Source organism: Blautia sp. MSJ-36, assembly GCF_018917985.1.
Classification (GTDB): Bacteria; Bacillota; Clostridia; order Lachnospirales; family Lachnospiraceae; genus Blautia_A.
In genome coordinates this window covers 52,276-78,232 of record NZ_JAHLPQ010000013.1, presented here as the reverse complement: position 1 = coordinate 78,232, position 25,957 = coordinate 52,276, and the positions used below count along the sequence as shown (strand labels likewise).

Sequence of the window (25,957 nt, the reverse complement as noted above, 5' to 3'; positions counted from 1 at the left end):
GACCGCTGGTGGACCGGTTGGCTTGCCAAAGCCATGGCCGGGTAGCCAAGTCCGGAAGGGATAAACGCTGAAGGCATCTAAGCGTGAAGCCCCCCTCAAGATGAGATATCCCATTCTTAGTGAAGTAAACCCCCTTGAAGACGACGAGGTAGATAGGGCAGAGGTGGAAGTGCAGTAATGCATGGAGCTGACTGTTACTAATCGGGTGAGGGCTTGACCAAGAAACGCAGGTTAAGAATTGATTCAAAGAGTTTGATTAACAATCAACAAGCATGTATGTAGTTTTTAAGGTACAAACCTTAAATTAAGTATTCCTCCTTAGCTCAGTCGGTAGAGCATGCGGCTGTTAACCGCAGTGTCGTTGGTTCGAGTCCAACAGGGGGAGCATGGTGCCATAGCCAAGTGGTAAGGCAAAGGTCTGCAACACCTCTATCCCCGGTTCAAATCCGGGTGGCACCTCTTAGAAAGCTCTGGAAAGATGAATTTCCAGGGCTTATTTTTTCTATAAAAATGTACTTGCTGAAGGCCGTGAAGACAGACTTCTGGAAGATCGGACAGCATCAGGAAAGGATGCTGTCCGACAGATCAGGATTTTTTTTCTGTAAGCAGGATTCGTTTACGATTATAAACCAGATGAAGGTACATGGCATCCTGAGCACGCAAAGCGTCATGCTCTGCAATAGCAGCTGCGATTTCGCGATGTGTTTCAATTGTTTCTTCGTGTAGAGCACCACTGGTTGATTCGACAAATAATGGAATAGAGCTGTTAATTACGGGAATCAGCCGCGGAACAACAACATTTTTGCTACTCAGCGCGATCGCTGTATGAAATTCAATGTCCTTCTGGGTATGATCCACATGTTTTTTTAATAATGCTTCAACCTCATCACAAAGTGTGGTGATTTTTTTTATATCTTTTTTATTGGCACGGGTGGCAGCCATTGCTGCAATAGAGGGTTCAAGCAGAAAACGGACTTCAAGAAGGTCATGGATCAGCTTCTGCTTGTTGCCGATAAAGGTTAATCCCAGCGGATCCTCCACCATTCCCGGAGATGATGCGATATAGGTTCCGGATCCCTGACGGATCGTCACGATATTTCTGGAAGCAAGAAGCTTCATTGCCTCGCGGACAGAGCTTCTTCCGGCATTCAGACGTTCGGACAGAACCGTTTCATTAGGCAGCTTGTCTCCAGGCTGCAGATTTTCCTTTAAAATAAATGCGATGATGTCTTCCGATAATTTTTGCGGAAGACTTTTTTCTTCTGATGACGAAATCATCATATGAGTTTCTCCATTTCTATTCGTTATTTCTTTTTATATTTTCCTTATATCTATAATAATTCCTTTAAACTATAATGTCAAAACGACAAAATGTACAAAAAATAATACGATAATTTAGATAAAATTACCGTATTGCGTTTTTGCAAGAATGAATATATTATAAATACATCAGATGAATTGAAACGAAAACAAAGAAAATCAGCACAATTCAAAAGAAAAAACAACAGAAAGGTCAGATGTATTTAACGAAAAGTAAAACATCGGATGAATTAAGGAGGCAAAAGCAGAAAAAATGGAAGAAACAACATTTACAGCAGATCCAATGAGATTGATGCTTGCTGCGGCAGTGGGAATTGTGATCCTGCTGGTGCTGATCATCAAATTTAAACTACATCCGGTTCTGTCAATGATGATTTCAGCGATCATCATCGGTGCAGGTGCCGGAATGCCACTGGAAATGATCGCAGACACAGTAGAAAAAGGTGTTGGAAAGACATTACAGGGAATCGCACTTCTGGTAGGACTGGGTTCCATGTTCGGCGGAATACTGGAAGTGAGCGGAGGCGCTCAGAGAATAGCGGAAACACTGATCGACAAATTCGGTCAGAAAAAAGCCGGATGGGCATTGGGACTTACCGGACTGGTGATCGGTACAACCGTATTTTTTGAAGCAGGTGTTGTAGTACTGATCCCACTGGTATTCAGTGTTGCAAAGCAGACAAAAAAATCCACACTGTATTATGCAATCCCACTTCTTTCAGGTCTTGCCAGCGGATATGCTTTTGTACCGCCTTCTGCGGGATCTGTACTGGTTGCTAATGCACTTGGCGTAAACCTGGGAACTATGATCATGGTTGGAGTTCCAACTGCACTGATCTGTATGCTGGTTTCAGGAATTATCTGGGGAAATCTGGTTGGAAACAAAATTTTCACTGAACTTCCGGCCAATGTGGAAGAGATCAAAGATGATGGAAAAGAGTTGCCGCCATTTGGTCTGGTGCTTGGCGTGATACTGATCCCGCTTGTTCTGATCCTTCTCAGTACTGTATCTAAATACATGCCAATTCCGGCAAGAATACAGAGTTTTCTCGGATTTATCGGAAAACCGTTTCTGGCACTGACTATCGCAACGCTTGCAGCAATGTATTTTCTTGGAATCCGTCGTGGCTTTACCGGTGCACAGTTAAAGAAAATACTGGATCATTCACTGAGACCGGTTGGAATGATCCTTCTGGTCATCGCCAGCGGCGGTGTGATCCGGTGGATGCTTCAGGATTCAGGTCTTGGAAATATTATCGGACCAGCCCTGGAAAAGAGCGGTCTTCCGCTGATCCTGATCGCTTTTCTGATCGCAATCCTGGTAAGGGCATCCGTGGGAAGTTCCATTGTGGCAATGACCATGGCATCAGGAATCATGGCGACTATGCCGGCAGTAATGGATACAAGCATGCTTTACAGAGCTGCTATGTGCTGTGCGATCTGCGGTGGTGCAACTGCACTGAGTCATGTAAATGATGCCGGATTCTGGCTGGTAAGTACTTTCCTTGAGATTGACGAAAAAACAACATTAAAATCCTGGACGATCATGGAAACACTGATCGGTGTTACAGCACTTGTTGTAGGCTTTATTATTTCAATTTTTGCATAGGAGGCAGAGCGTAATGATAAAGATACCGGTTTATTTAAGAGACATGTATGACGCAAAGCATCTTGTACAGGCTGCATCTGGCTGCCAGAAGGATGTGGAACTGATCTGCGGAAGATATATCGTAGATGCGAAGTCCATGCTGGGAGTATTCAGCCTTCCTACATTTAATAATGTGGAAATCGGAGCAGAAGAAGAGGATGTAAAGGAACTTAGAGAAAAGCTGGAAAATCTGAATCTGATCAGAGAATAGGAAATGGAGGAAAAAATCATGAAGTTAGTAAGTCAGGAAATGAGAAAGCTTGCACCGGAGCTTGATCCGCTGCGCCTTGGAACAGGATGGAAAAAAGAAGATCTGGGAAAGGTTCAGGTCATGGTGGAAAGCACTTATGGTGACAGCCATCCGGGAAGCGGACACCTGAACATCCTTGTGGAAGAAGTTCGTAAAGGAATCGCAGAAGAAGGTGGTTTTGGTGCACGCTATAACTGTACCGATATCTGCGATGGTGAAAGCCAGGGAACAGACGGAATCAACTACAGCCTGGCAAGCCGTGAAATGATCGCAAACATGATCGAGATCCATGCAAATGCAACACCATTTGATGCCGGTGTATATCTTTCAAGCTGTGACAAGGGTGTACCGGGAAATCTGATCGGACTTGCAAGAGTAAATATCCCTTCCGTATTTGTTCCGGGCGGAACCATGAATGCGGGACCTGAGATGCTGACCCTTGAGCAGCTGGGAATGTACAGTGCAAAGTTTGAGCGTGGAGAGATCGACGAAGAGAAGCTTGACTGGGCAAAATGCAATGCCTGCCCAAGCTGTGGAGCCTGCTCCTTTATCGGAACAGCTTCAACAATGCAGATCATGGCAGAGGCACTTGGACTTACACTTCCTGGTACAGCTCTGATGCCGTCAACAAGCCCGGATCTTCTTGCTTTCGCAAGAGAGGCAGGAAGACAGGCAGTAAGAATCGCACAGATGGAAAATATGCGTCCTTCTGATATCGTAACTATGGACAGCTTTGAGAATGCGATCCTTGTACACGCTGCAATCTCCGGAAGTACAAACTGTCTGCTTCACATTCCGGCGATCGCACATGAGTTTGGAATTGAGATTACAGGTGATACCTTTGACAGACTGCACAGAAATGCAAGATATCTTCTGGATGTACGTCCTGCAGGACGCTGGCCTGCTGAGTGCTTCTATTATGCAGGTGGTGTACCGGCGATCATGGAGGAGATCAAGGAACATCTCCATCTGGATGTGATGACAGTTACAGGAAAGACTCTCGGAGAAAACCTTGAGGAGCTGAAGAACAACGGATTTTATGAGAAATGCGACAAATGGCTTCAGGAATTTAACAAACGTTACAATGTAAGCCTTACAAAGGAAGATATCATCCGTCCGTATGACAAGGCGATCGGAACCGACGGAAGTATCGCAGTTCTTCGTGGAAACCTTGCACCGGAGGGTGCTGTGATCAAGCACACCGCATGCCCGAAGGAAATGTTCAAATCCGTTCTCCGCGCAAGACCGTTCGACAGTGAAGAGGAGTGTCTGGATGCAGTTCTGAAGCATAAGGTTCAGAAAGGTGATGCAGTATTCATCCGTTACGAGGGACCAAAGGGAAGCGGAATGCCGGAAATGTTCTACACATCTGAGGCGATCAGCAGTGACAAAGAGCTTGGAAAGAGTATCGCACTGATCACAGACGGACGTTTTTCCGGAGCATCTACAGGCCCTGTTATCGGACATTGCAGCCCTGAGGCTGTTGACGGTGGCCCAATCGCACTTGTTGAGGAAGGCGACCTTATTGAGATCGACGTTATGGAAAGAAAGCTGAACATCATCGGAATCGCAGGCGAAAGAAAGTCCATGGAAGAGATCGACCAGATCCTTGCCGAGAGACGCAAAAACTGGAAGCCAAGAGAACCAAAATACAAAAAAGGCGTGCTGAGACTTTTCAGTGAGCATGCTGCAAGCCCAATGAAGGGAGCCTATCTGGAGTATTGATCATGAAACATAAATTTATTACTCTCGGCGAGATCATGCTGCGTCTGACACCGCCGGATTATGAAAAAATCAGAACAGCAACAACCTTTGAGGCAAGATATGGGGGAAGCGAGGCGAATGTAGCCCTTTCCCTGGCAAATCTTGGAATAGATGCTTCGTTTTTTACAGTAGTTCCGGACAACAGTCTTGGAAAAAGTGCTGTACGTATGATGAGAAGCAATGATGTGAACTGTGACAGTGTGGTTTATTCCACGGAGGAAGAAACTCCGACACACCGTCTTGGAACCTATTATCTGGAAACCGGTTACGGGATCCGCCCAAGCAAGGTAGTTTACGACAGAAAACACAGCGCTTTTTCTGAGTATGACTTCAGCAAAACAGATGTGAAAAAACTGCTGGAAGGATATACATGGCTGCATCTGAGCGGAATCACACCTGCTCTTGGAACAAAATGCAGGGATCTGATCTTAAACTGCCTGAAGGCAGCAAAAGAAATGGACATGACCGTAAGCTTTGACGGAAATTTCAGAAGTACGCTGTGGACCTGGGAAGAGGCCAGAGATTTCTGTACACTTTGTCTTCCATATGTAAATGTTCTTTTCGGGATCGAGCCATACCATATCTGGAAAAAGGAAGAAGACCACAGTGCAGGGGATGTAAAGGATGGAATCCCGTTTCAGCCGGATCTTGAACAGCAGGAAAAAGTGTTCCAGGCATTTGCGGACAGATATCCGAATATAAAATGCATCGCAAGACATGTCCGTTTTGCACATAGCTGCAGTGAAAACAGTCTTATGGCGTATCTCTGGTTAAACGGAAAGACATACGAAAGCAAGCGCCTGACTTTCCATATCCTTGATCGTGTCGGTGGCGGAGATGCATTTGTAAGCGGAATCATCTATGGTCTTATGAATGAGTATACACCGGAAGATACCGTGAATTTCGGTGTTGCAGCCAGTGCCGTGAAGCATACGATCCATGGTGATGGAAACATTACCGATGATGTATCTATGATCAGACATGTGATGGAAATGAACTTTGATATAAAAAGATAAATAGGAAGGGAAATTCAGATGAAAGAGATAGCAGAAAAATTTCAGAAATTTGGTGTGGTTCCGGTTGTAGTGCTGGAAGATACAAAGGATGCAGTACCGCTGGCAAAGGCTCTGGTTGAGGGCGGCCTTCCATGTGCGGAGGTGACATTCCGTACAGAAGCAGCAGAAGAGTCTATCCGTCTCATGGCAGAGCAGTTCCCGGAAATGCTTGTGGGAGCAGGTACAGTGCTTACAACAGAACAGGTAGATGCGGCTGTTGGCGCCGGAGCAAAATTTATCGTAAGCCCGGGCTTTGATCCTGAGATCGTAGATTACTGCCTGGAAAAAGAAATTCCTGTTTTCCCGGGATGTATCACACCGTCAGAGGTTGCACAGGCAGTGAAAAGAGGACTTAAGATAGTTAAATTTTTCCCGGCAGAACCGGCAGGCGGAATTTCAATGATCAAGGCTATGGCAGCTCCTTATACAGGAATCCGTTTTATGCCTACCGGCGGGATCAATGCGAAAAACCTTGAGGACTATCTTTCCTGTGACAAAATCCTCTGCTGCGGCGGAAGCTGGATGGTAAAAGGAGATCTTGTGAAGGCAGGAGAATTTGACAAAATAAGAGAACTGACAGCGGAAGCAAAAAAGCTTGCGGATTCCATAAGAAAGTAATCAAACTTAATACACATATTCAATAAAAAAAGCAGAACCCTGCACAACCAGGCAGAGTTCTGCTTTTTTGTCAATTATTGTGAAAATAGATCAATGAAGTAGGATCGGCAGAAGCTTTTTCCGCTTCAGCTGCCAGATCAGCTACAGGATCCGCAGAAGGTTTCCGAAGATCCATTCGGTAAAGATAAAAGATTCCACCGAAGAAACCGGGAATCAGTCCGGCGTATCCACCGGCACATAAGATCACAGTCAGCTTCACCATCAGTTCTGTCTGAAGTTCCAGACAAACAAGTAATCCTGCAAGAATTCCGGCTACACTCCATCCAGCTGTCAGAAGTGCAAGAAAAACAGCCGGCGCAGGGGCATTTTTTTTATTTTGATCCAAGTGATTCCACAGTGCTTTATACATAATCCATTCCTCCTGTTTTGATGGAATTATCCTTCTGCTGTTGTCAGTAGCAGTCAGTCATAATATTGATTTCCTTTATCTGTCTGTATTATAGAAAAGAAATGTAAAATACAAATGCGCAGGAATGAAAAATCTTTGTAAAATATAAGTAGAAATTGCATTTTGAATTAAGAACCGATATACTTATAAATATAGTTATTGATAATATTCGATCACAGCCGAAAACATTTTTCTACAGCTGTGATACGTGAGTGAGAGAATTAAAAGGGGGCAGATAAAAGCCCCCTGAAATCATATAGAGAGTAGAGAGGAGGGGTGGAAATGGAGCATACGGAAGAATATGTGAAGCTGGAGAATGTATCCAAAATCTATGGCTCAAAAGAAGTGAAGATCATAGCTGTGGATGAGATCAGCTTTCAGATAAAAAAAGGCGAATTTGTGGTTGTGGTAGGACCCAGTGGTGCCGGAAAGACAACGGTATTGAATATACTGGGAGGAATGGATAAGGCTACGTCCGGCAATGTCTGGATCGATGGGAAAAACATTGCAAAATACACGGACCGGCAGCTGACCGGATATAGGCGTGAGGATATCGGCTTTGTCTTCCAGTTTTATAATCTGGTGCCTAATCTGACTGCACTGGAGAATGTGGAACTGGCTCTTCAGATCTGTAAAAATCCTCTGGATGCCAGGACAGTTCTGGAGGAGGTAGGGCTGAAAGAGAGGCTGACCAACTTTCCGGCACAGCTTTCCGGCGGGGAACAGCAGAGAGTTTCCATAGCCAGGGCCCTGGCGAAGAATCCCAAGCTTCTGCTCTGTGATGAGCCCACAGGAGCTCTGGATTATCAGACCGGTAAGGCAATCCTGAAACTTCTGCAGGATACCTGTAGGGAGCGGGGCATGACCGTTATTGTCATCACCCACAACTCTGCACTGACACCTATGGCGGATCGTGTGATTAAAATTAAAAACGGCAAGGTTTCGAAGATGACCGAAAATGCACATCCCACACCTGTGGAAGAGATTGAATGGTAGGTGACGGAATGAAAGCATTACACAAAGATTTCTGGATGGAGATCCGAAAAAGTAAAGTACGTTTTATCTCGATCTTTCTGATCGTGGCACTGGGCGTTGCGTTTTTTTCCGGGATTCAGGCCTCTTCTCCGGATATGAGATATTCCGGAGATGCCTATTATGAAGCTGCAAAGCTGATGGATCTGAAGATCCAGGGAACACTGGGACTCACTCAGAATGATGTAGAAGCGGTATCGGACATTGACGGTGTGGAGATGGCTGAAGGTGGTTATTCTACGGATGTTATGAGTGGAGAGGATGATGCCAGGAAGGTTCTTCATCTGGAATCCATCAGCAGCAATTTTAACCTGCTTACAGCAGATGAAGGAAGGATACCGGAAAAAAGCGGCGAGATCTTTCTGGACAAGCCATTTGCAAAGAACCAGGGCTATAAAGTCGGTGACACCATATCCGTCAGTGAGGATGGAGACAGTGAACTTCTGAAAAAGACAACCTATACAGTTGTGGGAATCGGAAGCAGCCCTCTTTATATTTCATTTAACAGAGGAAATACGACTCTTGGATCCGGTGAGATCAGCGGCTTCGGATACATTCTTCCGGAGGATTTTGATCAGGAGGCTTTTACCCAGATCTATATTATGGTACATGAATCCGGGGATGTGATCAGCTATACCGATGCCTACGACAATCTTATCGAAAAGATACGGAAGCGTGTGGAAGGTATCGAAAAAGAACAGTGCAGCCTGCGCTACGATGAGGTCGTCGCAGAAGCCAATGAAAAGCTGGATGACGCCAGAAAAGAGCTTGAGGACGGAAAGAAGGAATCAGAAGAAAAGCTCAGTGATGCGAAGAAAAAGCTGGACGATGGACAGAAAGAGTATGACGATGGAAAAAAAGAGTACGAAGATGGAAAACAGCAGCTTAGTGATGCAAAAAAGGAGCTGACCGATGGAAAACAGCAGCTTGCTGACGGCAGGCAGCAGATCGCAGATGGATGGTCTCAGCTTAACAGCGCAAAACAGCAGGTGGAAGACGGTCTGTCCCAGTTAAATTCTGCCAGATCCCAGCTTGCCGACTCCGAGGCACAGATAAATGAGAAGCAGTCAGAGCTGACTGCCGGATACGAACAGCTAAATGCCGCAAAACAGCAGTTAAGTGACGGTGAGGCTCAGATCAGGGAAGCGGAGGAAACGCTGGAAAGCAAACAGGCTGAGCTTGACAGCGGAAGGGAACAGCTGGAAGCTGGAAAGAATACGATCAAAGAAACAAAGGCAACTCTTACCAGTCAGAAAGAACAGTGTGAGGCAGGACTTGCACAGGTTTCCGAGGGCGAAACTCAGATCAGTTCCAGTGAAGAAACTCTTTCCGGGCAGCAGGCACAGCTGGATGAACTGACCAGCCAGAAAGAGGCATTAAGCAGTCAGGCGGCGGAACTGCAGGCGCAGTATGATGCCGGTGTGGAAGAAGGAAAAACTGAGGAAGAGCTGGCGGAGCTTTCCACGCAGATCCAGACATTAAATGGCCAGATCAGTGCAATGGAAGAACAGATAAATGCCGGTCAGGCACAGATCGACGAGGCGCAGTCAGAGCTTACAGCGAAAAAATCAGAGTTGGCTCAGACCCGGGCTGAACTGGAAAGCAGCCTCAGTCAGATCAATGAGGGCTTCAGTCAGATCGAAGAGCAGGAAGAGACACTTTTCGGGACAGAGGCGCAGCTGAACGCAGGCCAGGAAGAACTGGACAAAGGAAAGAAAGAGCTGGAGGCAAAGAAAACAGAGCTTTCAGCGGCAAAAGAAGAAATTACGGCAAACCAGGCAACTCTGGATGACGGCCAGAGCCAGCTGGATTCAGCCAGAGCCCAGCTTAGCTCCGGGCAGCAGCTGGAGGAAAAGCAGGCACAGTTAAATGCAGGCCAGGCAGAGATCCAGGCAAATACGGAAAAGCTTACCAGCAGTCAGGCTGAACTGGATGCAAGTGAACAGAAGCTTCTGGATGGTGAAAAAGAGATCCGGGAAAACGAACAAAAATTAAAAGATGCAAAAAAAGATCTGGAGGACGCGAAAAAGAAACTTTCCGATGGAAAGAAAGAATACCAGGACGGAAAAAAAGAAGCCGATGACAAGATTGCGGAAGCCCAGCAGAAGATCGAGGATGCCCAGAAAGAGGTAGACGATATTGAAACACCGGAATGGATCATCACAGATCGCAATGACCTTCCGGAATACTCGGATTTTGGTGATAACGCAGAGCGGCTGAAAAACATCGGAAAGGTTTTCCCAATGATATTTTTCCTGGTGGCGGCGCTGATCAGTCTTACCACGATGACACGAATGGTGGAGGAGCAGCGAACCCAGATCGGAACCATGAAGGCGCTGGGCTACGGAAAAGCAGCCATTGCATCCAAGTATCTCAGCTATGCATTCCTGGCTACAGTAGGCGGAAGTATCGTAGGAGTACTTTTTGGAGAAAAGGTTTTTCCGTTTATCATTATCCAGGCCTACGGGATCATGTACTGGAATATCGGTGATTACATGCAACTGGATTATGAGATGAGCTATGCACTGATTGCTTCCGGAGCAGCAGTGATCTGTACTATGGGTGCAACACTTTTTTCCTGCGTAAAGACTCTGGCAGAGACACCGGCATCCCTGATGCGGCCGCCTGCACCGAAAGAAGGAAAACGGATCCTTATTGAGCGGATCGGCTTTATATGGAAGCATCTGAGCTTTTCCTGGAAATCGTCCATGCGAAATCTTTTCCGTTATAAGAAACGTCTTTTTATGACCATTTTCGGAATTGCAGGAAGCATGGGACTGATGCTTGTAGGATTCGGACTTTATGACTCCATTATGGATATTGCGATTCTTCAGTATGATCAGATCCAGCATTACGATGCCATGGTGATCAATGATGAGGATGCCACAGACAGCCAGGAAAGGGATCTTCTGAAATTCCTGGATGGAAACAGCGAAATCGACCACTATACCCGCGTGCAGCTTACCAAGATGACGGCACCGAAAGAAAAGGGAAATGTCAGTGTTTATGTGTATGTTCCGGAAAATCTGGAAAACTTCAAAGAGGATGTTACCCTGCGGGATCGAAAATCCCATGAGCAGTATGAGCTTACCGATGACGGAGCGGTGATCTGTGAAAAAACGGCTTCTCTTATGGGAGTGAAGGCAGGAGACGAGATCACACTGGAGAAAGACAACAGGAAGTATAAGGTGAAGATCACTGCTGTTACGGAGAACTATATGGGACATTACGTTTACATGACCCCATCCTGCTACGAAAAAACATTCGGAGAGAAACCGGAGTATTCAAGCACAGTATATACCATGAAGGAAGATGCAGGCAGTGATCTGGAAACTATTGGAAATGAGGTCCTGAAATATCCGGCGGCTTTGAGTATCAGCTATACAAGCAGCACAGCAGGTCAGGTTGAGCGAATGCTGGGCTCCCTCGGAGCGGTGATCTGGGTCCTGATCATTTCGGCCGGAATGCTGGCATTTGTGGTACTGTATAATCTGAACAACATCAATATCACAGAGCGTCAGAGAGAGCTTGCAACATTGAAGGTCTTGGGATTTTATGATGGCGAGGTTTCCCAGTATGTATTCCGGGAAAATATCCTTCTGTCCATCATAGGAATCCTGGTAGGTGCAGTGTTCGGAATCTTCCTTCACCGGTATGTGATCACAACCGTTGAGGTAGATGCGGTAATGTTCGGACGAAATATCAAGATACCAAGCTTTATCTACAGCGGCATTATCACCTTTGGATTTTCCATGTTTGTAAATATGGTAATGCATTTCAAACTGAAAAAGATCGATATGGTAGAGTCACTGAAGAGCGTAGAATAAAAATACGGAAATGAGAAGAAGGCCTGCATACAGGGAAATATGTGAAATCCCCGGAAATGCAGGCCTTCGTCTTGACAAAAAAAGAAAATTTCATTATAGTAGGAACATGGTAAAGGCGTTGAATAAGAGGAGTATGCAGGAATACGCTGACAGAGAGAAATGCACAGACGCAGAAGGAGCGCAGGCTGGAAGGCATTTTCAGATGGAAGACTGCAGAAGGTAGCTTAGGAGCCGGGAGACTGAAGGCAGAAATGTAGAACAGACACAGAAGCTGCTGCGTAGGTTTCCACGTACCCCGCGTTAAGGGACAAGAGATAGACGGGAACAGTAGATAAGATATTTTTCCCGGATAATGAAGGTGGTACCGCGAGAATGATCGCCCTTCGCACAGGAGTTGTTAGCTTTGGTGTGGAGGGCGTGTTTTTTCTTGCAGAAAACAGGAGCGCTTTAAAGCTCCCATAATCAGAAAGAGCTGTCCCAAAAAGACAGCTTGATCCCAAGAAAGATTCAGGAGGAAAACATGAGCAAAGAACTTGCAAAGACTTATGATCCCAAGGGTATTGAGGATCGTCTGTACAAAAAATGGATGGACAACGGATACTTCCATGCAAAAGTAAATCCGGACAAAAAACCTTTCACAATCGTAATGCCGCCGCCCAATGTAACCGGACAGCTGCATATGGGCCATGCACTGGATGAGACCATGCAGGATATCCTGATCCGTTTCAAGAGAATGCAGGGCTACGAGGCTCTCTGGCAGCCGGGAACTGACCACGCAGCCATCGCTACAGAGGTTAAGGTAACAGAGAAACTTCGTAAAGAGGGAATCGACAAGAACGAGATTGGCCGTGACGAGTTTATGAAACATGCCTGGGCATGGAAAGAAGAGTACGGCGGAAAGATCATCAACCAGCTGAAAAAACTGGGTGCATCCGCTGACTGGGAGCGTGAGCGCTTTACCATGGATGAGGGCTGCTCCAAGGCTGTTCAGGAGGTATTTATCCGTCTCTATGAGAAAGGATATATTTACAAAGGTTCCAGAATCATCAACTGGTGTCCGGTATGCCAGACTTCTATTTCTGATGCAGAGGTTGTACATGAGGACCAGGACGGATTTTTCTGGCACATCAATTATCCGATCGTAGGTGAGGAAGGACGTTTCGTTGAGATCGCAACCACACGTCCGGAGACACTTCTCGGCGATACAGCAGTTGCTGTAAACCCGGAGGATGAGAGATATAAAGACCTTGTAGGCAAGATGCTGAAACTTCCTCTTACAGACAGAGAGATCCCGGTTATTGCCGATGAGTATGTTGACAAGGAATTCGGAACAGGCTGCGTTAAGATCACACCGGCACACGACCCCAACGACTTTGAGGTTGGACGCCGTCATAACCTTGAGGAGATCAATATCCTCAATGATGACGCAACCATCAACAGCCTTGGCGGAAAATATGCAGGTATGGACCGCTACGAGGCACGTAAGGCCATGGTAGAAGACCTGAAAGAGCAGGGACTCCTTGTAAAAGTTGTTCCGCACAGCCACAGTGTTGGTACCCATGACCGCTGCGGTACAACCGTAGAGCCGATGATCAAACCACAGTGGTTTGTAAAAATGGATGAAATGGCAAAAGCTGCCATCAAGACTCTGGACGACGGAAATCTTCAGTTTGTTCCGGCACGTTTTGACAAGACTTACCTGCACTGGCTGGAGAACATCCGTGACTGGTGTATTTCCCGTCAGCTCTGGTGGGGACACAGAATCCCGGCTTATTACTGTGATGAGTGCGGTGAGATGGTTGTTGCAAGAGAAATGCCTGAGAAGTGCCCGAAATGCGGATGCACACATATGCACCAGGATGAGGACACACTGGATACCTGGTTCAGTTCCGCACTGTGGCCATTCTCCACACTTGGATGGCCGGATAAGACACCGGAGCTTGAGTACTTCTATCCGACAGATGTCCTGGTAACCGGATACGACATCATCTTCTTCTGGGTTATCCGTATGGTATTCTCCGCACTGGAGCAGACCGGTGAGACTCCGTTCCACCATGTACTGATCCACGGCCTGGTACGTGACTCCCAGGGACGCAAGATGAGTAAATCCCTTGGAAACGGTATCGATCCTCTTGAAGTTATCGACAAATACGGTGCAGATGCACTTCGTCTGACTCTGATGACAGGTAATGCACCTGGAAATGACATGCGTTTCTACTGGGAGCGTGTAGAGTCCAGCCGTAACTTTGCAAACAAGATCTGGAATGCATCCCGTTTCATTATGATGAACCTGGAAGGAAAGACCGTAACAGAGCCGAAAGATCTGAACGCTCTTTACAACGAGGATAAATGGATCCTTTCCAGACTTAACACCGTGATCCGCGATGTTACCGAGAACATGGATAAATATGAGCTTGGAATCGCTGTACAGAAAGTTTATGACTTCCTGTGGGATGAGCTCTGTGACTGGTATATCGAGATGGCCAAAGTAAGACTGTGGAAAGCAGAGGAGAACCCGGCAGCAGCAAACGATGCACTGTGGACACTTCGTACTGCACTGACACAGGGACTGAAGCTTCTTCATCCGTTCATGCCGTTTATCACAGAAGAGATCTACTGCACACTGCTTCCGGAGGAAGAGTCTATCATGATCTCTGACTGGCCGGTATACAAAGACGAGATGAACTTTGCAGATGCTGAGAAAGCAGTTGCAAGTTTCCAGGAAGTTGTACGTGGAATCCGTAACACCAGAAACGAGATGAACGTACCGCAGAACAGAAAGACCAATATCTACATCGTAGGCAAGGACGCAGAGAGCTGTGCACGTTTTGAGTCCTGCAAGAGATCCTTTACAAACCTTGCGTTTGCAAAAGAGATCCATGTGCAGCAGGATAAGAGCGGAATCGGCGAGGATGCGGTATCCATCGTTGTAGCAGACGGTGTGGTATATCTGCCGCTGGAAGACCTGATCGACCGTGAAAAAGAGATCGAGCGTCTCACAAAAGAGCAGGAGCGTCTTACAAAAGAGATCGCCCGCTGTGAGGGAATGCTGAACAACCCGAACTTTGTGAACAAGGCACCTGCAGCAAAGGTAGAGGCAGAGAAGGAGAAACTTGAGAAATACAAAGAGATGAAAGAGAAAGTGAACCTGCAGTTAACACAGATGGTGAAATAACGAAGGAGTGTTTTAATGAAGTGGTGTAACTTTTTCAATAAGATTTCGCTGATACTTCAGGCTCTGGGATGTGCAGTCCTGTACTTTGTGATCGAGGCCATATGCAGGCACTCGTTCACAGAGGCATGGACCTACATGACCACAAAGCCGCTTGTATTTGCTTATAATACGGCGTTTATCTTTACGACTATGCTGCTTGTTTATCTCTTCCGAAAGAGAATTTTCTGGCGTATTTTTATTGGCAGCTTATGGCTGTTTCTGGGAATCGTAAACGGTGTTCTTCTTCTCAACCGTGTCACACCGTTTACAGGCCCGGATGTAAAGAACCTGACCGACGGCCTCAGCATCGCAAAGAAGTACCTGACACAGACCCAGATGACGATCGGTGCGGTACTTCTTGGCATTGCAGTTCTGATCCTTCTGATCATTCTGATAAAATCGCCGAAATACAGAGGCAAACTGAAATACAAGGTGAATATTCCGCTGGTTCTTGCTGGAATCCTTGCTTTTGGAGGAATCACACAGCTTGCTCTGGAAAAAAGAGTACTTTCCAATTATTTTGGAAACATTGCCATTGCTTATGAGGATTACGGATATCCTTACTGTCTGGCAACAACGATCTTCAATACCGGAATCAGTGCTCCAAGAGACTATTCCAAAAATGAGATCCAAAAGATCGAAAATTCCGAGGAGAACCTTCCGGAAACAAAAGACGGAAGCCATCCGAATATCCTGTTTTTACAGCTGGAGTCCTTTTTTGATCCCACACTGGTAAATTATCTGGATATTTCCGAGGACCCGATCCCGAATTTCCGGAAACTGATGGAAGAATATTCTTCCGGTTATTACAAGGTTCCGTCTGTAGGAGCCGGAACTGCCAACACAGAGTTTGAGTCCATTACCGGAATGAGCCTTCATTATTTTGGCCCGGGTGAATATCCTTATAAGAGTATTCTTAAGGAAACCACCTGTGAGAGTGCTCCGTATGTGCTGAAAAATCTGGGATATACCACACACGCCATACATAACAATGAGGCGAATTTCTATGGAAGAAGAAGCATTTTCCCGAATCTGGGATTTGATACCTTTACTTCCGCTGAGTATATGAAGGATGAGAATCAGAAGAACCCGCTGGGCTGGACCAAGGACAGTGTGCTTACTGATGAGATCATCAAATGTCTGGATTCCACAGAAGGACCGGATTATGTATACACCATTTCCGTACAGGGACATGGAGATTATCCGTCTGAACCGGTACTGGAAAATCCGGAGATCACAGTTTCCGGTGCACCTACCGAGGAACTGAACAACAAGTGGGAGTACTACGTAAACCAGATTCATGAGATGGATAATTTTGTCAAAGAGCTGACAGATAAGCTCGCCGATTATCCGGAGGATGTGGTTCTGGTTATGTACGGTGACCATCTGCCGACCATGGGACTGACTGTGGAGGATGTGGATAACAAATATCTCTTCCAGACAGAGTATGTGATGTGGGATAATTTCGGACTTAAGAAAAAGAAAGAGAATCTTGCAGCATACCAGATGGCAGCAGAGGTTATGGACCGCGTGGGTATCCATGAGGGAAATATTTTCAAATATCATCAGGCAAGAAGAAACACCAAGAATTATCAGGTGGATCTGGAAACATTGCAGTATGACCTTCTCTATGGAAAACAGTATTCCTACGACGGAGAGAATCCTTTTGAGCGTACCAAGATGCGTATGGGAATCTATGATACCACACTGGATTCCATTCAGGTTGTGTCTGAGACGGATCATACCTATTATATTCAGGGAACCAACTTTACGCCGTCCAGCCAGGTGAAGATCAACGGAGAATGGTACGATACGGTTTACGTGAATCCGACCAAGCTGATTATTACCGGAAAAGAACTGGATGATTTTGACCGGATTTCGGTAGTGCAGCGAAGCAACAGTTCCACCAGAAAGGCCATGACCAAGAGCCATGACCGTGCTGTTTATGCACTGCTCTCTGACAGTAAGTGGAAACTTGACAGCGAAAAAAGCAGCACAGAAAACACATCCGATACAAAAAATGTCGGATAAAATATTACGATTAGGACTGGACATCTTCCACCACTATTATATAATGGTATCGTAACGGACAGGAGGGGAGAAATTTTTCTCCCCGAAAGTTCCTTACGAATACATTATAGATAAGTGATGGTTTTTTTTATGAATTACGAAGAAGCAGTTGCGTATATTGAAGACATACCAAGATTTACAACCAAGAACAGTCTGGACCATACCAGAGAATGTTTAAGAAGACTTGGAGATCCACAGAAGAAATTCCGTGTGATCCATGTAGCAGGAACAAACGGAAAGGGAAGTACCTGTGCGTTTATCACATCGGTCCTTCGGGAAGCAGGATATTCCTGTGGACTTTTTACATCTCCCCATCTGGTGGAGATCAATGAGCGATTTCAGATCAATGAGGAAGTGATTGATGACGATACCTTCCTTCGTGCCTTTGAAAAAGTAAAGACACTTTCCGATGAGCTGGTTGCGGAAGGAAGTTATCATCCGACCTATTTTGAGACACTTCTTCTGATGGGAATGGTGATCTTTGCAGAAGCCGGTGTAGATTATGTAACACTGGAGACAGGCCTTGGCGGACGTCTGGATGCTACCACAGCAGTGGAGAATCCGGCAGCCTGTGTGATCACTTCCATCAGCCTCGACCATATGCAGTACCTTGGAAATACCGTTTCCGAGATCGCAGGAGAGAAGGCGGGGATCATGGTGCCGGGCGTTCCGGTGATCTACGATGGAAATGATCCGGATGCGGCGCGCGTGATGCGTGAGCATGCAGAAACCTTAGGATGTCCTTATTATGAGCTGAAGCGGGAAGATACCAGGATCCATGAAATTACAAAAGATGGAATTAAGTTTTCTCTGAAAGATGAGGCTTATGGAGATACCGTATTTGATATTCCTTTTATCGCACGTTATCAGGTTATGAATGCGGCCCTTGCGGTAAAAACCATTCAGGTTCTGGAAAATCAGATTCCGGTATCACTGGAAGCTCTGAAAGCCGGTATGGCCAAGACACGTTGGCAGGGCAGAATGGAGACCGTTCTCCCAGGTGTGATCGTGGATGGTGCACATAATGAAGACGGCGTGGAGAAGTTTGTGGAGACTGCGGAACATTTCCAGAAGGAATTTCCGCTGACCCTGCTGTTTTCCGCAGTGGACGACAAAGATTATACAGATATGATCCGTACGATCTGTACACGTATCCGTTTCCGCCATGTGATTGTCACACAGGTAGGTGGATACCGTAAAGTTCCGGTGGAAGAGCTTGCAGAAATCTTCCGTAAAGACGGAGTACCGGAAGTAGAAGCAGTGGAGGATGTTCCGACAGCGTTTGAACAGGCAGTTAAGGAAAAAGGCGAGGATGGCATGCTGTTCTGTGTGGGCTCCCTTTATCTGGTCGGGGAAATCAAGGCTGTGATCAGGAGGAAAAAATTATGATCGATTACGAAGAGGAACTGAAGAAATTTGAACCATGTCTGGATGTGGCAGATGTAGAAGGTGCAATCTATGACCGTGAGATCACAGATATCATGGATGTGCTTCAGGAGATGCTGCGGGAGGTCAAGAGCAACAGACGTGTAAGATAAGGAGACATGAATGAACTGCATAAACTGTGGAGCGTTCCTGACAGATACAGACCTGGATTACTGTCCGCACTGTGGAGCCAATGTGTTGATCCAGAAGAAAGTGGATTACCTTTCCAAGCTTTATTATAATCAGGGCCTGGAAAAAGCAAGTATCCGAGATCTGTCCGGGGCGATCAGCTGTCTGAAGCAGAGCCTTGCCTATGATAAACGAAATATCCGTGCGAGAAACCTTCTTGGCCTGGTGTATTTTGAGACCGGTGAGGTGGTTGCGGCACTGAGTGAATGGGTTATCAGCAAGAATATTCAGAAGAACCGAAATCTGGCTTCAGAATATATTGCCAAGCTTCAGGCAAATCAGAATAAACTGGATACAATCAATGAGAGCATAAAAAAATACAACAACGCGCTTGCCATGTGCAGAGAAGGGCATGAGGATATGGCGGCTATCCGCCTGAAAAAGATTCTTTCCCAGAATCCCAAGCTGATTAAGGGCTATCATCTTCTCGCATTGATTCAGATGAAGAATCAGGAGTGGAACAAGGCGAGAAGAACGCTGAAAAAAGCAGCCAGAATTGATAAAACCAATACAACTACCTTACGTTTCCTGCGGGAGGTAGATGAGCAGACCGGTGTTACCACAAAAATAGAAAAAAAACGGAAAGGTCTTTTCGGCAATGAGAAAGCAGAGAATGATAACATTTCCGGTGAGATTGTTGTAAGGCCGTCTTCTTATAAAGAACGGTCCAGAGTATCGCTGTTTTTTACCATGGTTCTGGGATTTGCGGCAGGTGCGGCGGCATTCTGGCTTCTGGTACTGCCAGCTGTGAAGCAGGATATTTATCGTGAGGCAAACCAGCAGATCATCCAGTACAGCGATTCCCTTTCCAGCCAGAGTGTAGAGCTTACCAAGGCCCAGGGGGAAGCTGCCGAGTCTAATGATACGGCCGATGCGGTTTCCAAGCAGGTGGAAGAAGAGAAGAAGAGAAGTCAGAGTTATGAGGCACTGTTTTCCGCTTATACAGCTATGCAGCAGGAAGACCTGGATACAGCAGCGCTTCAGATTCAGAATGTGTATGTGGATACGCTGTCTGATTCAGCAAAGGGTGTTTACAACACCATATGCGAGAGAACCGGAGTGAGCGGAATTTCGTCTTCTGACAGTACGGACAGTACCGGGGACAGTTCTACAGACAGCACCGGAAGTACAGATAACGCAGAGGGTGCGGATTCCACACAGAGTGCACAGGGGGATTCCGGAAATTATGATGATTCCGGAGATTACAGTGATGAGTACAGCAGTTACGATGAAAGCGGATACGATGACTCATCCTACAATGATGGATATACAGAATAAAACATACAGGGAAAAACCTCGGAGAAGGGGAATGTGCTTCGGTACATTCCCCTTTTTGTGTTTGCAAGAAAAGGTATAAAAATCGAAAAAAGGGGGAAGAATAAAATGGCAGCAGGGTTTGAAAGGTCGGGGACAGTTCTCACGGTACATCTTCCGACAGAACTGGATCATCCGGTTTCCGATGAGATTCGAAGAGAATCAGACCGTATTATTGGACATGAATATATAAAAAATATGATTTTTGACTTCTCAGAGACCGTTTTTATGGACAGTTCCGGCATTGGCCTTCTTATGGGACGGTACCGGGCATTGGGAATGAGAGGGAAATGTGTGCAGGTAATGAATGTAAACAGTCATATTGCAAAGCTTTTGCGTCTTTCCGGAGTCGGCAGATATATTGATATCTGCAAAACACAGGAAGCAGCAGAAGAACAGGAGGGTGTATATCATGGAAAACACAAATGAAATGACAATCATCTTTGACAGCAGGCCGGCAAATGAAGCACTGGCCAGAGTGGCAGTGGCTTCATTCTGTACGCAGCTGAATCCTACGCTGGAGGAAGTTTCGGATCTGAAAACCGCAGTGTCGGAAGCTGTGACAAACTGCATTATCCACGGGTATGAAGGGGAGGTACATAAGATTCAGGTAGATTGCCGGCTGAGCGGGCAGGAGCTTACGGTGGATGTGCTTGATCATGGAGTGGGAATTGCGGATATCCAAAAAGCCATGGAACCCATGTTTACTACAAAACCGGACAAGGACCGTTCCGGTATGGGATTTACCTTCATGGAGGCATTTATGGATGAAGTTCTGGTGGAATCAGAAGTGGGACGTGGAACAACTGTGCACATGAAAAAGATCATCAGGAGGTAACTATGGATCGTACTCTTGCCCTCATCGGGCGTGCACACCAGGGGGATAAAGCGGCAAGAGATCTTTTGTTTGAAGAAAATACAGGACTGATTTACAGTGTGGCAAAGCGTTTTTTGGGACGTGGGGTGGAGATGGAGGATCTATTCCAGATCGGCAGCATCGGACTTCTGAAAGCTGTGGATAAGTTTGACATGTCCTATGATGTGAAATTTTCCACCTATGCAGTTCCCATGATCATCGGAGAGATCAAACGTTATCTCAGGGACGACGGGATACTGAAGGTAAGCCGTTCTCTGAAGGAAAATCACTACCGGATCTATCAGGTGAGAGAAGCACTGACGCGCCGGCTGGAGCGGGAACCTACGACGGGGGAAATGGCAGCGGAAATGGGAATTTCCATAGAAGAACTGGTAATGACTATGGAATCCGGTGCAGAGGTGGAATCCCTTCACAAAACGATCTATCAGGGTGAGGGAACGGAGATTTCTCTGATGGACAAGCTCCCGGAAAAAGAAAACCGGCAGGAAAAAGCACTGGACAGGATTTTTTTGGAAGAGATACTGGGGACTCTGGAGGCAAAGGAGCGGAGGCTGATCTATATGCGGTATTTTCAGAACATGACCCAGACGGAGATCGCCCATGAGCTTGGCGTATCCCAGGTACAGATATCCAGAATGGAAAAGAGGATCCTGCGCAGTCTGCAGGAATCCGCAGAGAAAAAATAAAAGGGAGCCATGAGAAATGCTGCTGTTTTCTCATGGCTTCCTTTTGTGGGCAGCAGGTTCGATCAGACTGCTGCTTTTTTATGAAAAAGTATATTTTTGTATTTGGAAAGTGCTCCAAGAAGGATCATACCGATCACACCGGCTGAGATAAATTCGCCGGCTCCTACTGTGAGCATCATAAACGGGATAGGAAGGTTAATGCCGTATCCGTAACGAAGCACAAGAGGAACGATCACAATGTTGGAAACGATCGGTGGGATCGGGGCGGTCCATCTGCCTGTATTGCGAAGCTTGTAGGTGAAGAATGCACCGATGAGTGTGGCAATGCTTCCGAAAATGATGTCAACCGGAATCGCACCGCCAAGAAGATTGGCGATGATACATCCCACGAACAGTCCCGGGATGGCAGCCGGTGTGAAGAACGGAAGCACAGTCAGCGCCTCGGAAAAACGGATCTGAACTTCACCGAAGCTAAGTGGGGCGAATACCAGTGTCAGGACAACATATACAGCTGCAATGGCAGCTCCCTGTACCAGAAAATGAGTACCTTTGTTTTTCATATTTTTTATTCTCCTTTAGTTTTGTTTTACGAGTGGAAGGTCACGAACACTCGGCACATTTATAGGCGGTGACCGCCTTGTAAGCCCTGTACGACCTTGGTTTTTTCGGGCTTTTGCAGCGAAACTGAGTATAGCATACGAGGCGTGGAAATGCAAGGTACGATCCTGACTATTTGATGACTCTGGCCTGTGTGGACAGACCCTGGCTCTGAAGCAGGACCAGACAGAAGCAAAGACAGCAGGAACCTTATGGAAACAGGGCTTTTTTCTTGAAAGCTTTTTGTGATATTGATAAAATATATTACAGTATATAGGTTAAAGGGGCATTGGTTTTGATCTAAATCAATGTCTCTTTATTTATGTATCACACACATTATACCAGGGAGGTAGAAAGATGTTAAAAGTATGGATCGCAGGTGCCAACGGACAGATCGGACGGGCACTGAATGATGTTCTGGATCCAATGCAGATCGAGACTCTGAACACAGACCTTGACGAGCTGGATATCACAGACACAGATGAAGTGATCAACTTCGGTTCCATTAACCGTCCGGATGTGATCATCAACTGCACCGGTATCACAGATACCGATGAGTGTGAGAAGAATCCGGAACATGCATACCGTGTCAATGCACTGGGAGCAAGAAACTTAAGTATCGTTGCAAGAAAATGCGGAGCAAAGATCGTACAGCTTTCCACAGATGATGTTTTTGACGGAAAGAGCAAAAAACCGTATACAGAGTTTGACGATACCAATCCGCTGACTGTTTACGGCCGTTCCAAGAGAGCCGGGGAAAACTATGTAAAAGAGTTCACGCACAAACATTTCATTATCCGAAGTAACTGGGTATATGGAAAAGGCGGGCACAATTTTGTAAACCGAGTGCTGGAGACAGCAGAAAAGGGTCAGGCACTTTCCGTTGCTTCTGATCAGTTCGGATCACCGACCAGTGCCAAGGATCTGGCAAGAATGATCCTGTATCTTATCGATACCAACGAATATGGAACTTATCACGTAACCTGCAGCGGTGTATGCAACCGTTATGAGTTTGCGACAGAGATCCTTCGCCTTGCAGGAAAGGAGATCGAACTGAGATCCGTGCCGACAGAGCAGTCAGATCTTTCTTCTGTCAGACCGCCTTATGCCGTCCTTGATAATTTTATCCTCCGTATCATTGAAGTGTATGATATGCCGGACTGGAAAGCATCACTGAAAGAATATATGGATGAAAGAACGGAGGATTAGGATGAAAGAAAAAAATATAAAAGAGAAAACACAGCAGAAAAAGAAAATGGGTCTTACCACGAAGATCTTTGTGGCGCTGATCGCAGGTGCGATACTGGGAATCATTCTCTGTTACCTGGTTCCTGACAGCAGCTTCAAGAAGGATGTGATCGTGGAGGGAATCCTTTATGTGATCGGACAGGGATTTATCCGTCTGATGAAAATGCTGGTTGTACCGCTGGTATTCTGTTCCCTTGTCTGCGGAAGTATGTCCATCGGCGATACCAAGAAGCTTGGAACCGTAGGTGTGAGAACACTGGTATTTTATCTGGCAACTACAGCTCTGGCTGTTTCTGTTGCCCTGACTGTAGGTAATCTGATCAATCCGGGTGTGGGACTGGATATGAGCTCTATTCAGTCCTCCGCTTCCTCTGTGGAGACTATGGAGGCTACATCTCTTACGGATACTATCCTGAACATCATCCCGGACAATCCCATCAATTCTCTGGCAAGCGGAACCATGCTTCAGGTTATCGTATTTGCCCTGATCGTGGGTGTGATCCTTGCGAAAATGGGAGAGCGCGCAGAGACAGTAGCGAACTTTTTCAGCCAGTTCAATGATATCATGATGGAGATGACCATGATGATCATGGCACTGGCACCGATCGGTGTATTCTGCCTTATCAGCAGAACCTTTGCAAACATCGGTTTCAGTGCATTTATCCCGTTGGCAAAATATATGATCGGTGTTCTCCTTGCACTGGCGATCCAGTGCTTCGGCGTATACCAGATCCTGCTGAAGGTCTTCACAGGACTGAATCCGATAAAATTCATCAAGAAATTTTTCCCGGTTATGGCATTTGCGTTCTCAACAGCTACATCCAATGCCACGATCCCGATGTCCATTGATACCCTGTCCAAGAAAATAGGTGTTTCCAAGAAGATTTCTTCGTTCACCATTCCTCTTGGAGCTACCATCAACATGGACGGTACCTCTATCATGCAGGGTGTTGCCGTAGTATTTGCGGCACAGGCTTTTGGTATCCACTTAAGTCCGATGGATTATGTGACAGTTATCGGAACTGCAACACTTGCTTCCGTAGGAACTGCAGGTGTACCAAGTGTTGGTCTTGTTACCCTGACTATGGTATTTAACTCTGTAGGACTTCCGGTTGAGGCCATTGGTCTGATCATGGGTATTGACCGTATCCTGGATATGACCAGAACAGCGGTTAACATTACCGGTGATGCAGTCTGCACAACCATCGTTGCACATCAGAACAAAGCACTGGACAGAAAAGTGTTCAACGAATCAAACTAAATATCCGGTTTGGGAAGAAATCCGATCGGGCAATATAAAAAATAAAAGACGGCTGTACATATCACATCAGAGTGGTATGTACGGCCGTTTTTTATCGAAACTATTCCTGCTCCAGAACGCCCATAACCGACGGCAGTTCCAGATGCTGGTAGGTATGGAGAATCTTTTCCAACTCAAAAATGGCAGAGGTGAGAAATTTGTTCTTGTGATAGACCAGTTTGAATTTCCGGTTCCATTCCCCGGCTTCGTTGTAGAAAATCCGGACAGAGCGGTGGCGGATCTCCTGATGCATCAGGCGGATGGACATGACGGAGAGCATCTGGTTATACAGCACCGCGTTCATCAGCGCCTGGGGACTGTTGGCTTCCCAGGCAGTCCGGATTTTCAGGTCATGGCGAAGGGTATAATCCTCAAAAAGCTGCCTGGTACCGCTGCCATACTCACGGACTGCAAATTTCTGGTCATTCAGTTCCTGGACATGGATGCGGCCTCTGCGGTAAAAGGGATGCTTCTTTCCGGCGGCAAGGACCAGACAGTCGTCGATGATGGGAAGAACGATAAGATCCGGAGAGTGGATCTCACCTTCTACCACAGCAGCGTCCAGTTCTGAGCGGAGAAGTTTCTGTTCGATATTCTTGGTGTTGGTGACAAAAGAGTAAACATCCAGATCTGGAAATTTTTTCTGCAGATCCAGGACAATGGACGGGGTCAGGCAGGTCCCAACCGTGAGGGTGGAACCAAGTTTCAGGGTAGAGGACTGGCCCTGGTTTTGCATCAGTTCCTCCAGCTGCTGAAACTGCCGGATCATTTCCCGGGCATGTGGAAGAAGCAGTTTTCCACGGTCTGTGAGATAAAGTTTTTTTCCGAGGCGTTCAAAGAGAAGACCATTGTAATGGTTTTCCAGTTCCCGGATGGCCTGGCTGACTGTCGGCTGGGAAATGTAGAGATGTTTGGCAGCGGCACTCATGGAGCCTTGTTCTGCAACGGCGACAAAAACGGTGAGATGGCGGATAGTCATGTGGGAGTCTCCTTTTATTTACGATTTGATACATATAGGTAAAACCTATCGTTTTTATAAAATAATATCATTTTTCAAATATATCTTCAAGTGGTA

General features: G+C 46.3%; 21 protein-coding genes, 2 tRNA genes and 1 rRNA gene. 20 read left to right on the top strand and 4 right to left on the bottom strand.

Going from position 1 to position 25,957, the window contains the following annotated elements:
- The 3 genes from KQI39_RS10725 to KQI39_RS10715 all read left to right on the top strand — a co-directional run.
- Positions 1-221: ribosomal RNA gene (locus KQI39_RS10725) — 23S ribosomal RNA — on the top strand; the annotation flags it as partial.
- 91 nt (positions 222-312) lie between these two features.
- A tRNA-Asn gene (locus KQI39_RS10720) sits at positions 313-385 on the top strand.
- 3 nt (positions 386-388) lie between these two features.
- Positions 389-459, top strand: a tRNA-Cys gene (locus KQI39_RS10715).
- A gap of 126 nt (positions 460-585) precedes the next feature.
- Here KQI39_RS10715 and KQI39_RS10710 read toward each other — a convergent pair.
- A complete protein-coding gene (locus KQI39_RS10710; RefSeq protein ID WP_334300798.1) occupies positions 586-1,278 on the bottom strand; it encodes a FadR/GntR family transcriptional regulator in 693 nt (230 codons plus the stop codon).
- A 295-nt stretch (positions 1,279-1,573) separates the two neighbouring features.
- On the opposite strand from KQI39_RS10710, the gene KQI39_RS10705 reads away from it, so the two are divergent.
- From KQI39_RS10705 to KQI39_RS10685, 5 genes are read left to right on the top strand one after another with little or no spacing between them, the layout of a single operon-like run.
- Positions 1,574-2,929 (top strand): GntP family permease, encoded by a 1,356-nt coding sequence (locus tag KQI39_RS10705; protein WP_216418284.1) that lies wholly within the window; start codon positions 1,574-1,576, stop codon positions 2,927-2,929.
- Between the two features lie 13 nt (positions 2,930-2,942).
- Positions 2,943-3,179, top strand: coding sequence for an HPr family phosphocarrier protein (locus KQI39_RS10700; protein ID WP_216418282.1), 237 nt, complete (start codon positions 2,943-2,945; stop codon positions 3,177-3,179).
- Between the two features lie 18 nt (positions 3,180-3,197).
- Positions 3,198-4,943, top strand: coding sequence for a dihydroxy-acid dehydratase (ilvD, locus tag KQI39_RS10695; protein WP_173733865.1), 1,746 nt, complete (start codon positions 3,198-3,200; stop codon positions 4,941-4,943).
- A gap of 2 nt (positions 4,944-4,945) precedes the next feature.
- The gene (locus KQI39_RS10690; RefSeq protein WP_216418280.1) at positions 4,946-5,998 is read left to right on the top strand and encodes a sugar kinase; all 1,053 of its coding nucleotides are present in this window, start codon (positions 4,946-4,948) and stop codon (positions 5,996-5,998) included.
- Between the two features lie 18 nt (positions 5,999-6,016).
- Positions 6,017-6,655 (top strand): bifunctional 4-hydroxy-2-oxoglutarate aldolase/2-dehydro-3-deoxy-phosphogluconate aldolase, encoded by a 639-nt coding sequence (locus tag KQI39_RS10685; protein ID WP_216418278.1) that lies wholly within the window; start codon positions 6,017-6,019, stop codon positions 6,653-6,655.
- A 70-nt stretch (positions 6,656-6,725) separates the two neighbouring features.
- On the opposite strand, the gene KQI39_RS10680 is transcribed toward KQI39_RS10685, so the two are convergent.
- On the bottom strand, positions 6,726-7,064 hold the full coding sequence (locus KQI39_RS10680; RefSeq protein WP_216418276.1) for a hypothetical protein: 339 nt from the start codon (positions 7,062-7,064) through the stop codon (positions 6,726-6,728).
- Positions 7,065-7,385: 321 nt separating this feature from the next.
- Here KQI39_RS10680 and KQI39_RS10675 point away from each other — a divergent pair, with 321 nt between their 5' ends.
- The 10 genes from KQI39_RS10675 to KQI39_RS10630 all read left to right on the top strand — a co-directional run bounded on the left by KQI39_RS10675 (position 7,386) and on the right by KQI39_RS10630 (position 21,737).
- Entirely contained in the window at positions 7,386-8,099 is a 714-nt protein-coding gene (locus KQI39_RS10675) for an ABC transporter ATP-binding protein (RefSeq protein WP_148448925.1), read from the top strand.
- Between the two features lie 8 nt (positions 8,100-8,107).
- Positions 8,108-11,962 (top strand): FtsX-like permease family protein, encoded by a 3,855-nt coding sequence (locus tag KQI39_RS10670; protein ID WP_253293145.1) that lies wholly within the window; start codon positions 8,108-8,110, stop codon positions 11,960-11,962.
- A 520-nt stretch (positions 11,963-12,482) separates the two neighbouring features.
- On the top strand, positions 12,483-15,137 hold the full coding sequence (locus tag KQI39_RS10665; protein WP_216418266.1) for a valine--tRNA ligase: 2,655 nt from the start codon (positions 12,483-12,485) through the stop codon (positions 15,135-15,137).
- A gap of 15 nt (positions 15,138-15,152) precedes the next feature.
- Complete coding sequence (locus KQI39_RS10660) at positions 15,153-17,207, top strand: LTA synthase family protein (protein WP_148448930.1); 2,055 nt, start codon at positions 15,153-15,155, stop codon at positions 17,205-17,207.
- Between the two features lie 129 nt (positions 17,208-17,336).
- A complete protein-coding gene (locus KQI39_RS10655; RefSeq protein ID WP_173772042.1) occupies positions 17,337-18,635 on the top strand; it encodes a bifunctional folylpolyglutamate synthase/dihydrofolate synthase in 1,299 nt (432 codons plus the stop codon).
- Positions 18,632-18,784, top strand: coding sequence for a hypothetical protein (locus tag KQI39_RS10650; protein ID WP_021977044.1), 153 nt, complete (start codon positions 18,632-18,634; stop codon positions 18,782-18,784). Before KQI39_RS10655 ends, KQI39_RS10650 begins: the two co-directional genes overlap by 4 nt.
- 10 nt (positions 18,785-18,794) lie before the next feature.
- Positions 18,795-20,138 (top strand): hypothetical protein, encoded by a 1,344-nt coding sequence (locus KQI39_RS10645; RefSeq protein WP_148448934.1) that lies wholly within the window; start codon positions 18,795-18,797, stop codon positions 20,136-20,138.
- A 105-nt stretch (positions 20,139-20,243) separates the two neighbouring features.
- Positions 20,244-20,603, top strand: coding sequence for an anti-sigma factor antagonist (locus tag KQI39_RS10640; RefSeq protein ID WP_148447516.1), 360 nt, complete (start codon positions 20,244-20,246; stop codon positions 20,601-20,603).
- Positions 20,587-21,012: an anti-sigma F factor gene (gene spoIIAB / locus KQI39_RS10635; protein WP_216418264.1), complete on the top strand. Its 426-nt coding sequence runs from the start codon at positions 20,587-20,589 to the stop codon at positions 21,010-21,012. The genes KQI39_RS10640 and spoIIAB overlap by 17 nt, the downstream gene beginning before the upstream one ends.
- Positions 21,013-21,014: 2 nt before the next feature.
- On the top strand, positions 21,015-21,737 hold the full coding sequence (locus KQI39_RS10630) for a SigF/SigG family RNA polymerase sporulation sigma factor (protein WP_216418262.1): 723 nt from the start codon (positions 21,015-21,017) through the stop codon (positions 21,735-21,737).
- Between the two features lie 62 nt (positions 21,738-21,799).
- Here KQI39_RS10630 and KQI39_RS10625 read toward each other — a convergent pair whose 3' ends face one another.
- Positions 21,800-22,297: a QueT transporter family protein gene (locus KQI39_RS10625; RefSeq protein WP_216418260.1), complete on the bottom strand. Its 498-nt coding sequence runs from the start codon at positions 22,295-22,297 to the stop codon at positions 21,800-21,802.
- A 355-nt stretch (positions 22,298-22,652) separates the two neighbouring features.
- Between KQI39_RS10625 and rfbD the strand changes: the two genes are divergently transcribed.
- The gene (gene rfbD / locus KQI39_RS10620; protein WP_442860760.1) at positions 22,653-23,543 is read left to right on the top strand and encodes a dTDP-4-dehydrorhamnose reductase; all 891 of its coding nucleotides are present in this window, start codon (positions 22,653-22,655) and stop codon (positions 23,541-23,543) included.
- 1 nt (position 23,544) lies between these two features.
- Positions 23,545-24,843, top strand: a complete 1,299-nt coding sequence (locus tag KQI39_RS10615) for a dicarboxylate/amino acid:cation symporter (protein WP_216418258.1) — start codon at positions 23,545-23,547, stop codon at positions 24,841-24,843.
- Positions 24,844-24,943: 100 nt separating this feature from the next.
- Here the strand turns inward: KQI39_RS10615 and KQI39_RS10610 are convergent, their stop codons facing one another.
- A complete protein-coding gene (locus KQI39_RS10610; RefSeq protein WP_216418256.1) occupies positions 24,944-25,861 on the bottom strand; it encodes a LysR family transcriptional regulator in 918 nt (305 codons plus the stop codon).
- Positions 25,862-25,957: the final 96 nt, after the last annotated feature.

What these genes read in the sequence shown, in the direction of transcription:
- KQI39_RS10640 (WP_148447516.1), top strand. Translation starts at nt 20,244, where the DNA reads ATGGCAGCAGGGTTTGAAAGGTCGGGGACAGTTCTCACGGTACATCTT.
- KQI39_RS10705 (WP_216418284.1), top strand. Translation starts at nt 1,574, where the DNA reads ATGGAAGAAACAACATTTACAGCAGATCCAATGAGATTGATGCTTGCT.
- KQI39_RS10655 (WP_173772042.1), top strand. Translation starts at nt 17,337, where the DNA reads ATGAATTACGAAGAAGCAGTTGCGTATATTGAAGACATACCAAGATTT.
- KQI39_RS10645 (WP_148448934.1), top strand. Translation starts at nt 18,795, where the DNA reads ATGAACTGCATAAACTGTGGAGCGTTCCTGACAGATACAGACCTGGAT.
- KQI39_RS10610 (WP_216418256.1), bottom strand. Translation starts at nt 25,861, where the DNA reads ATGACTATCCGCCATCTCACCGTTTTTGTCGCCGTTGCAGAACAAGGC.
- KQI39_RS10685 (WP_216418278.1), top strand. Translation starts at nt 6,017, where the DNA reads ATGAAAGAGATAGCAGAAAAATTTCAGAAATTTGGTGTGGTTCCGGTT.
- spoIIAB (WP_216418264.1), top strand. Translation starts at nt 20,587, where the DNA reads ATGGAAAACACAAATGAAATGACAATCATCTTTGACAGCAGGCCGGCA.
- KQI39_RS10670 (WP_253293145.1), top strand. Translation starts at nt 8,108, where the DNA reads ATGAAAGCATTACACAAAGATTTCTGGATGGAGATCCGAAAAAGTAAA.
- KQI39_RS10710 (WP_334300798.1), bottom strand. Translation starts at nt 1,278, where the DNA reads ATGATTTCGTCATCAGAAGAAAAAAGTCTTCCGCAAAAATTATCGGAA.
- KQI39_RS10700 (WP_216418282.1), top strand. Translation starts at nt 2,943, where the DNA reads ATGATAAAGATACCGGTTTATTTAAGAGACATGTATGACGCAAAGCAT.
- KQI39_RS10625 (WP_216418260.1), bottom strand. Translation starts at nt 22,297, where the DNA reads ATGAAAAACAAAGGTACTCATTTTCTGGTACAGGGAGCTGCCATTGCA.
- KQI39_RS10675 (WP_148448925.1), top strand. Translation starts at nt 7,386, where the DNA reads ATGGAGCATACGGAAGAATATGTGAAGCTGGAGAATGTATCCAAAATC.
- KQI39_RS10615 (WP_216418258.1), top strand. Translation starts at nt 23,545, where the DNA reads ATGAAAGAAAAAAATATAAAAGAGAAAACACAGCAGAAAAAGAAAATG.
- KQI39_RS10690 (WP_216418280.1), top strand. Translation starts at nt 4,946, where the DNA reads ATGAAACATAAATTTATTACTCTCGGCGAGATCATGCTGCGTCTGACA.
- KQI39_RS10665 (WP_216418266.1), top strand. Translation starts at nt 12,483, where the DNA reads ATGAGCAAAGAACTTGCAAAGACTTATGATCCCAAGGGTATTGAGGAT.
- KQI39_RS10660 (WP_148448930.1), top strand. Translation starts at nt 15,153, where the DNA reads ATGAAGTGGTGTAACTTTTTCAATAAGATTTCGCTGATACTTCAGGCT.
- ilvD (WP_173733865.1), top strand. Translation starts at nt 3,198, where the DNA reads ATGAAGTTAGTAAGTCAGGAAATGAGAAAGCTTGCACCGGAGCTTGAT.
- KQI39_RS10680 (WP_216418276.1), bottom strand. Translation starts at nt 7,064, where the DNA reads ATGTATAAAGCACTGTGGAATCACTTGGATCAAAATAAAAAAAATGCC.
- KQI39_RS10650 (WP_021977044.1), top strand. Translation starts at nt 18,632, where the DNA reads ATGATCGATTACGAAGAGGAACTGAAGAAATTTGAACCATGTCTGGAT.
- KQI39_RS10630 (WP_216418262.1), top strand. Translation starts at nt 21,015, where the DNA reads ATGGATCGTACTCTTGCCCTCATCGGGCGTGCACACCAGGGGGATAAA.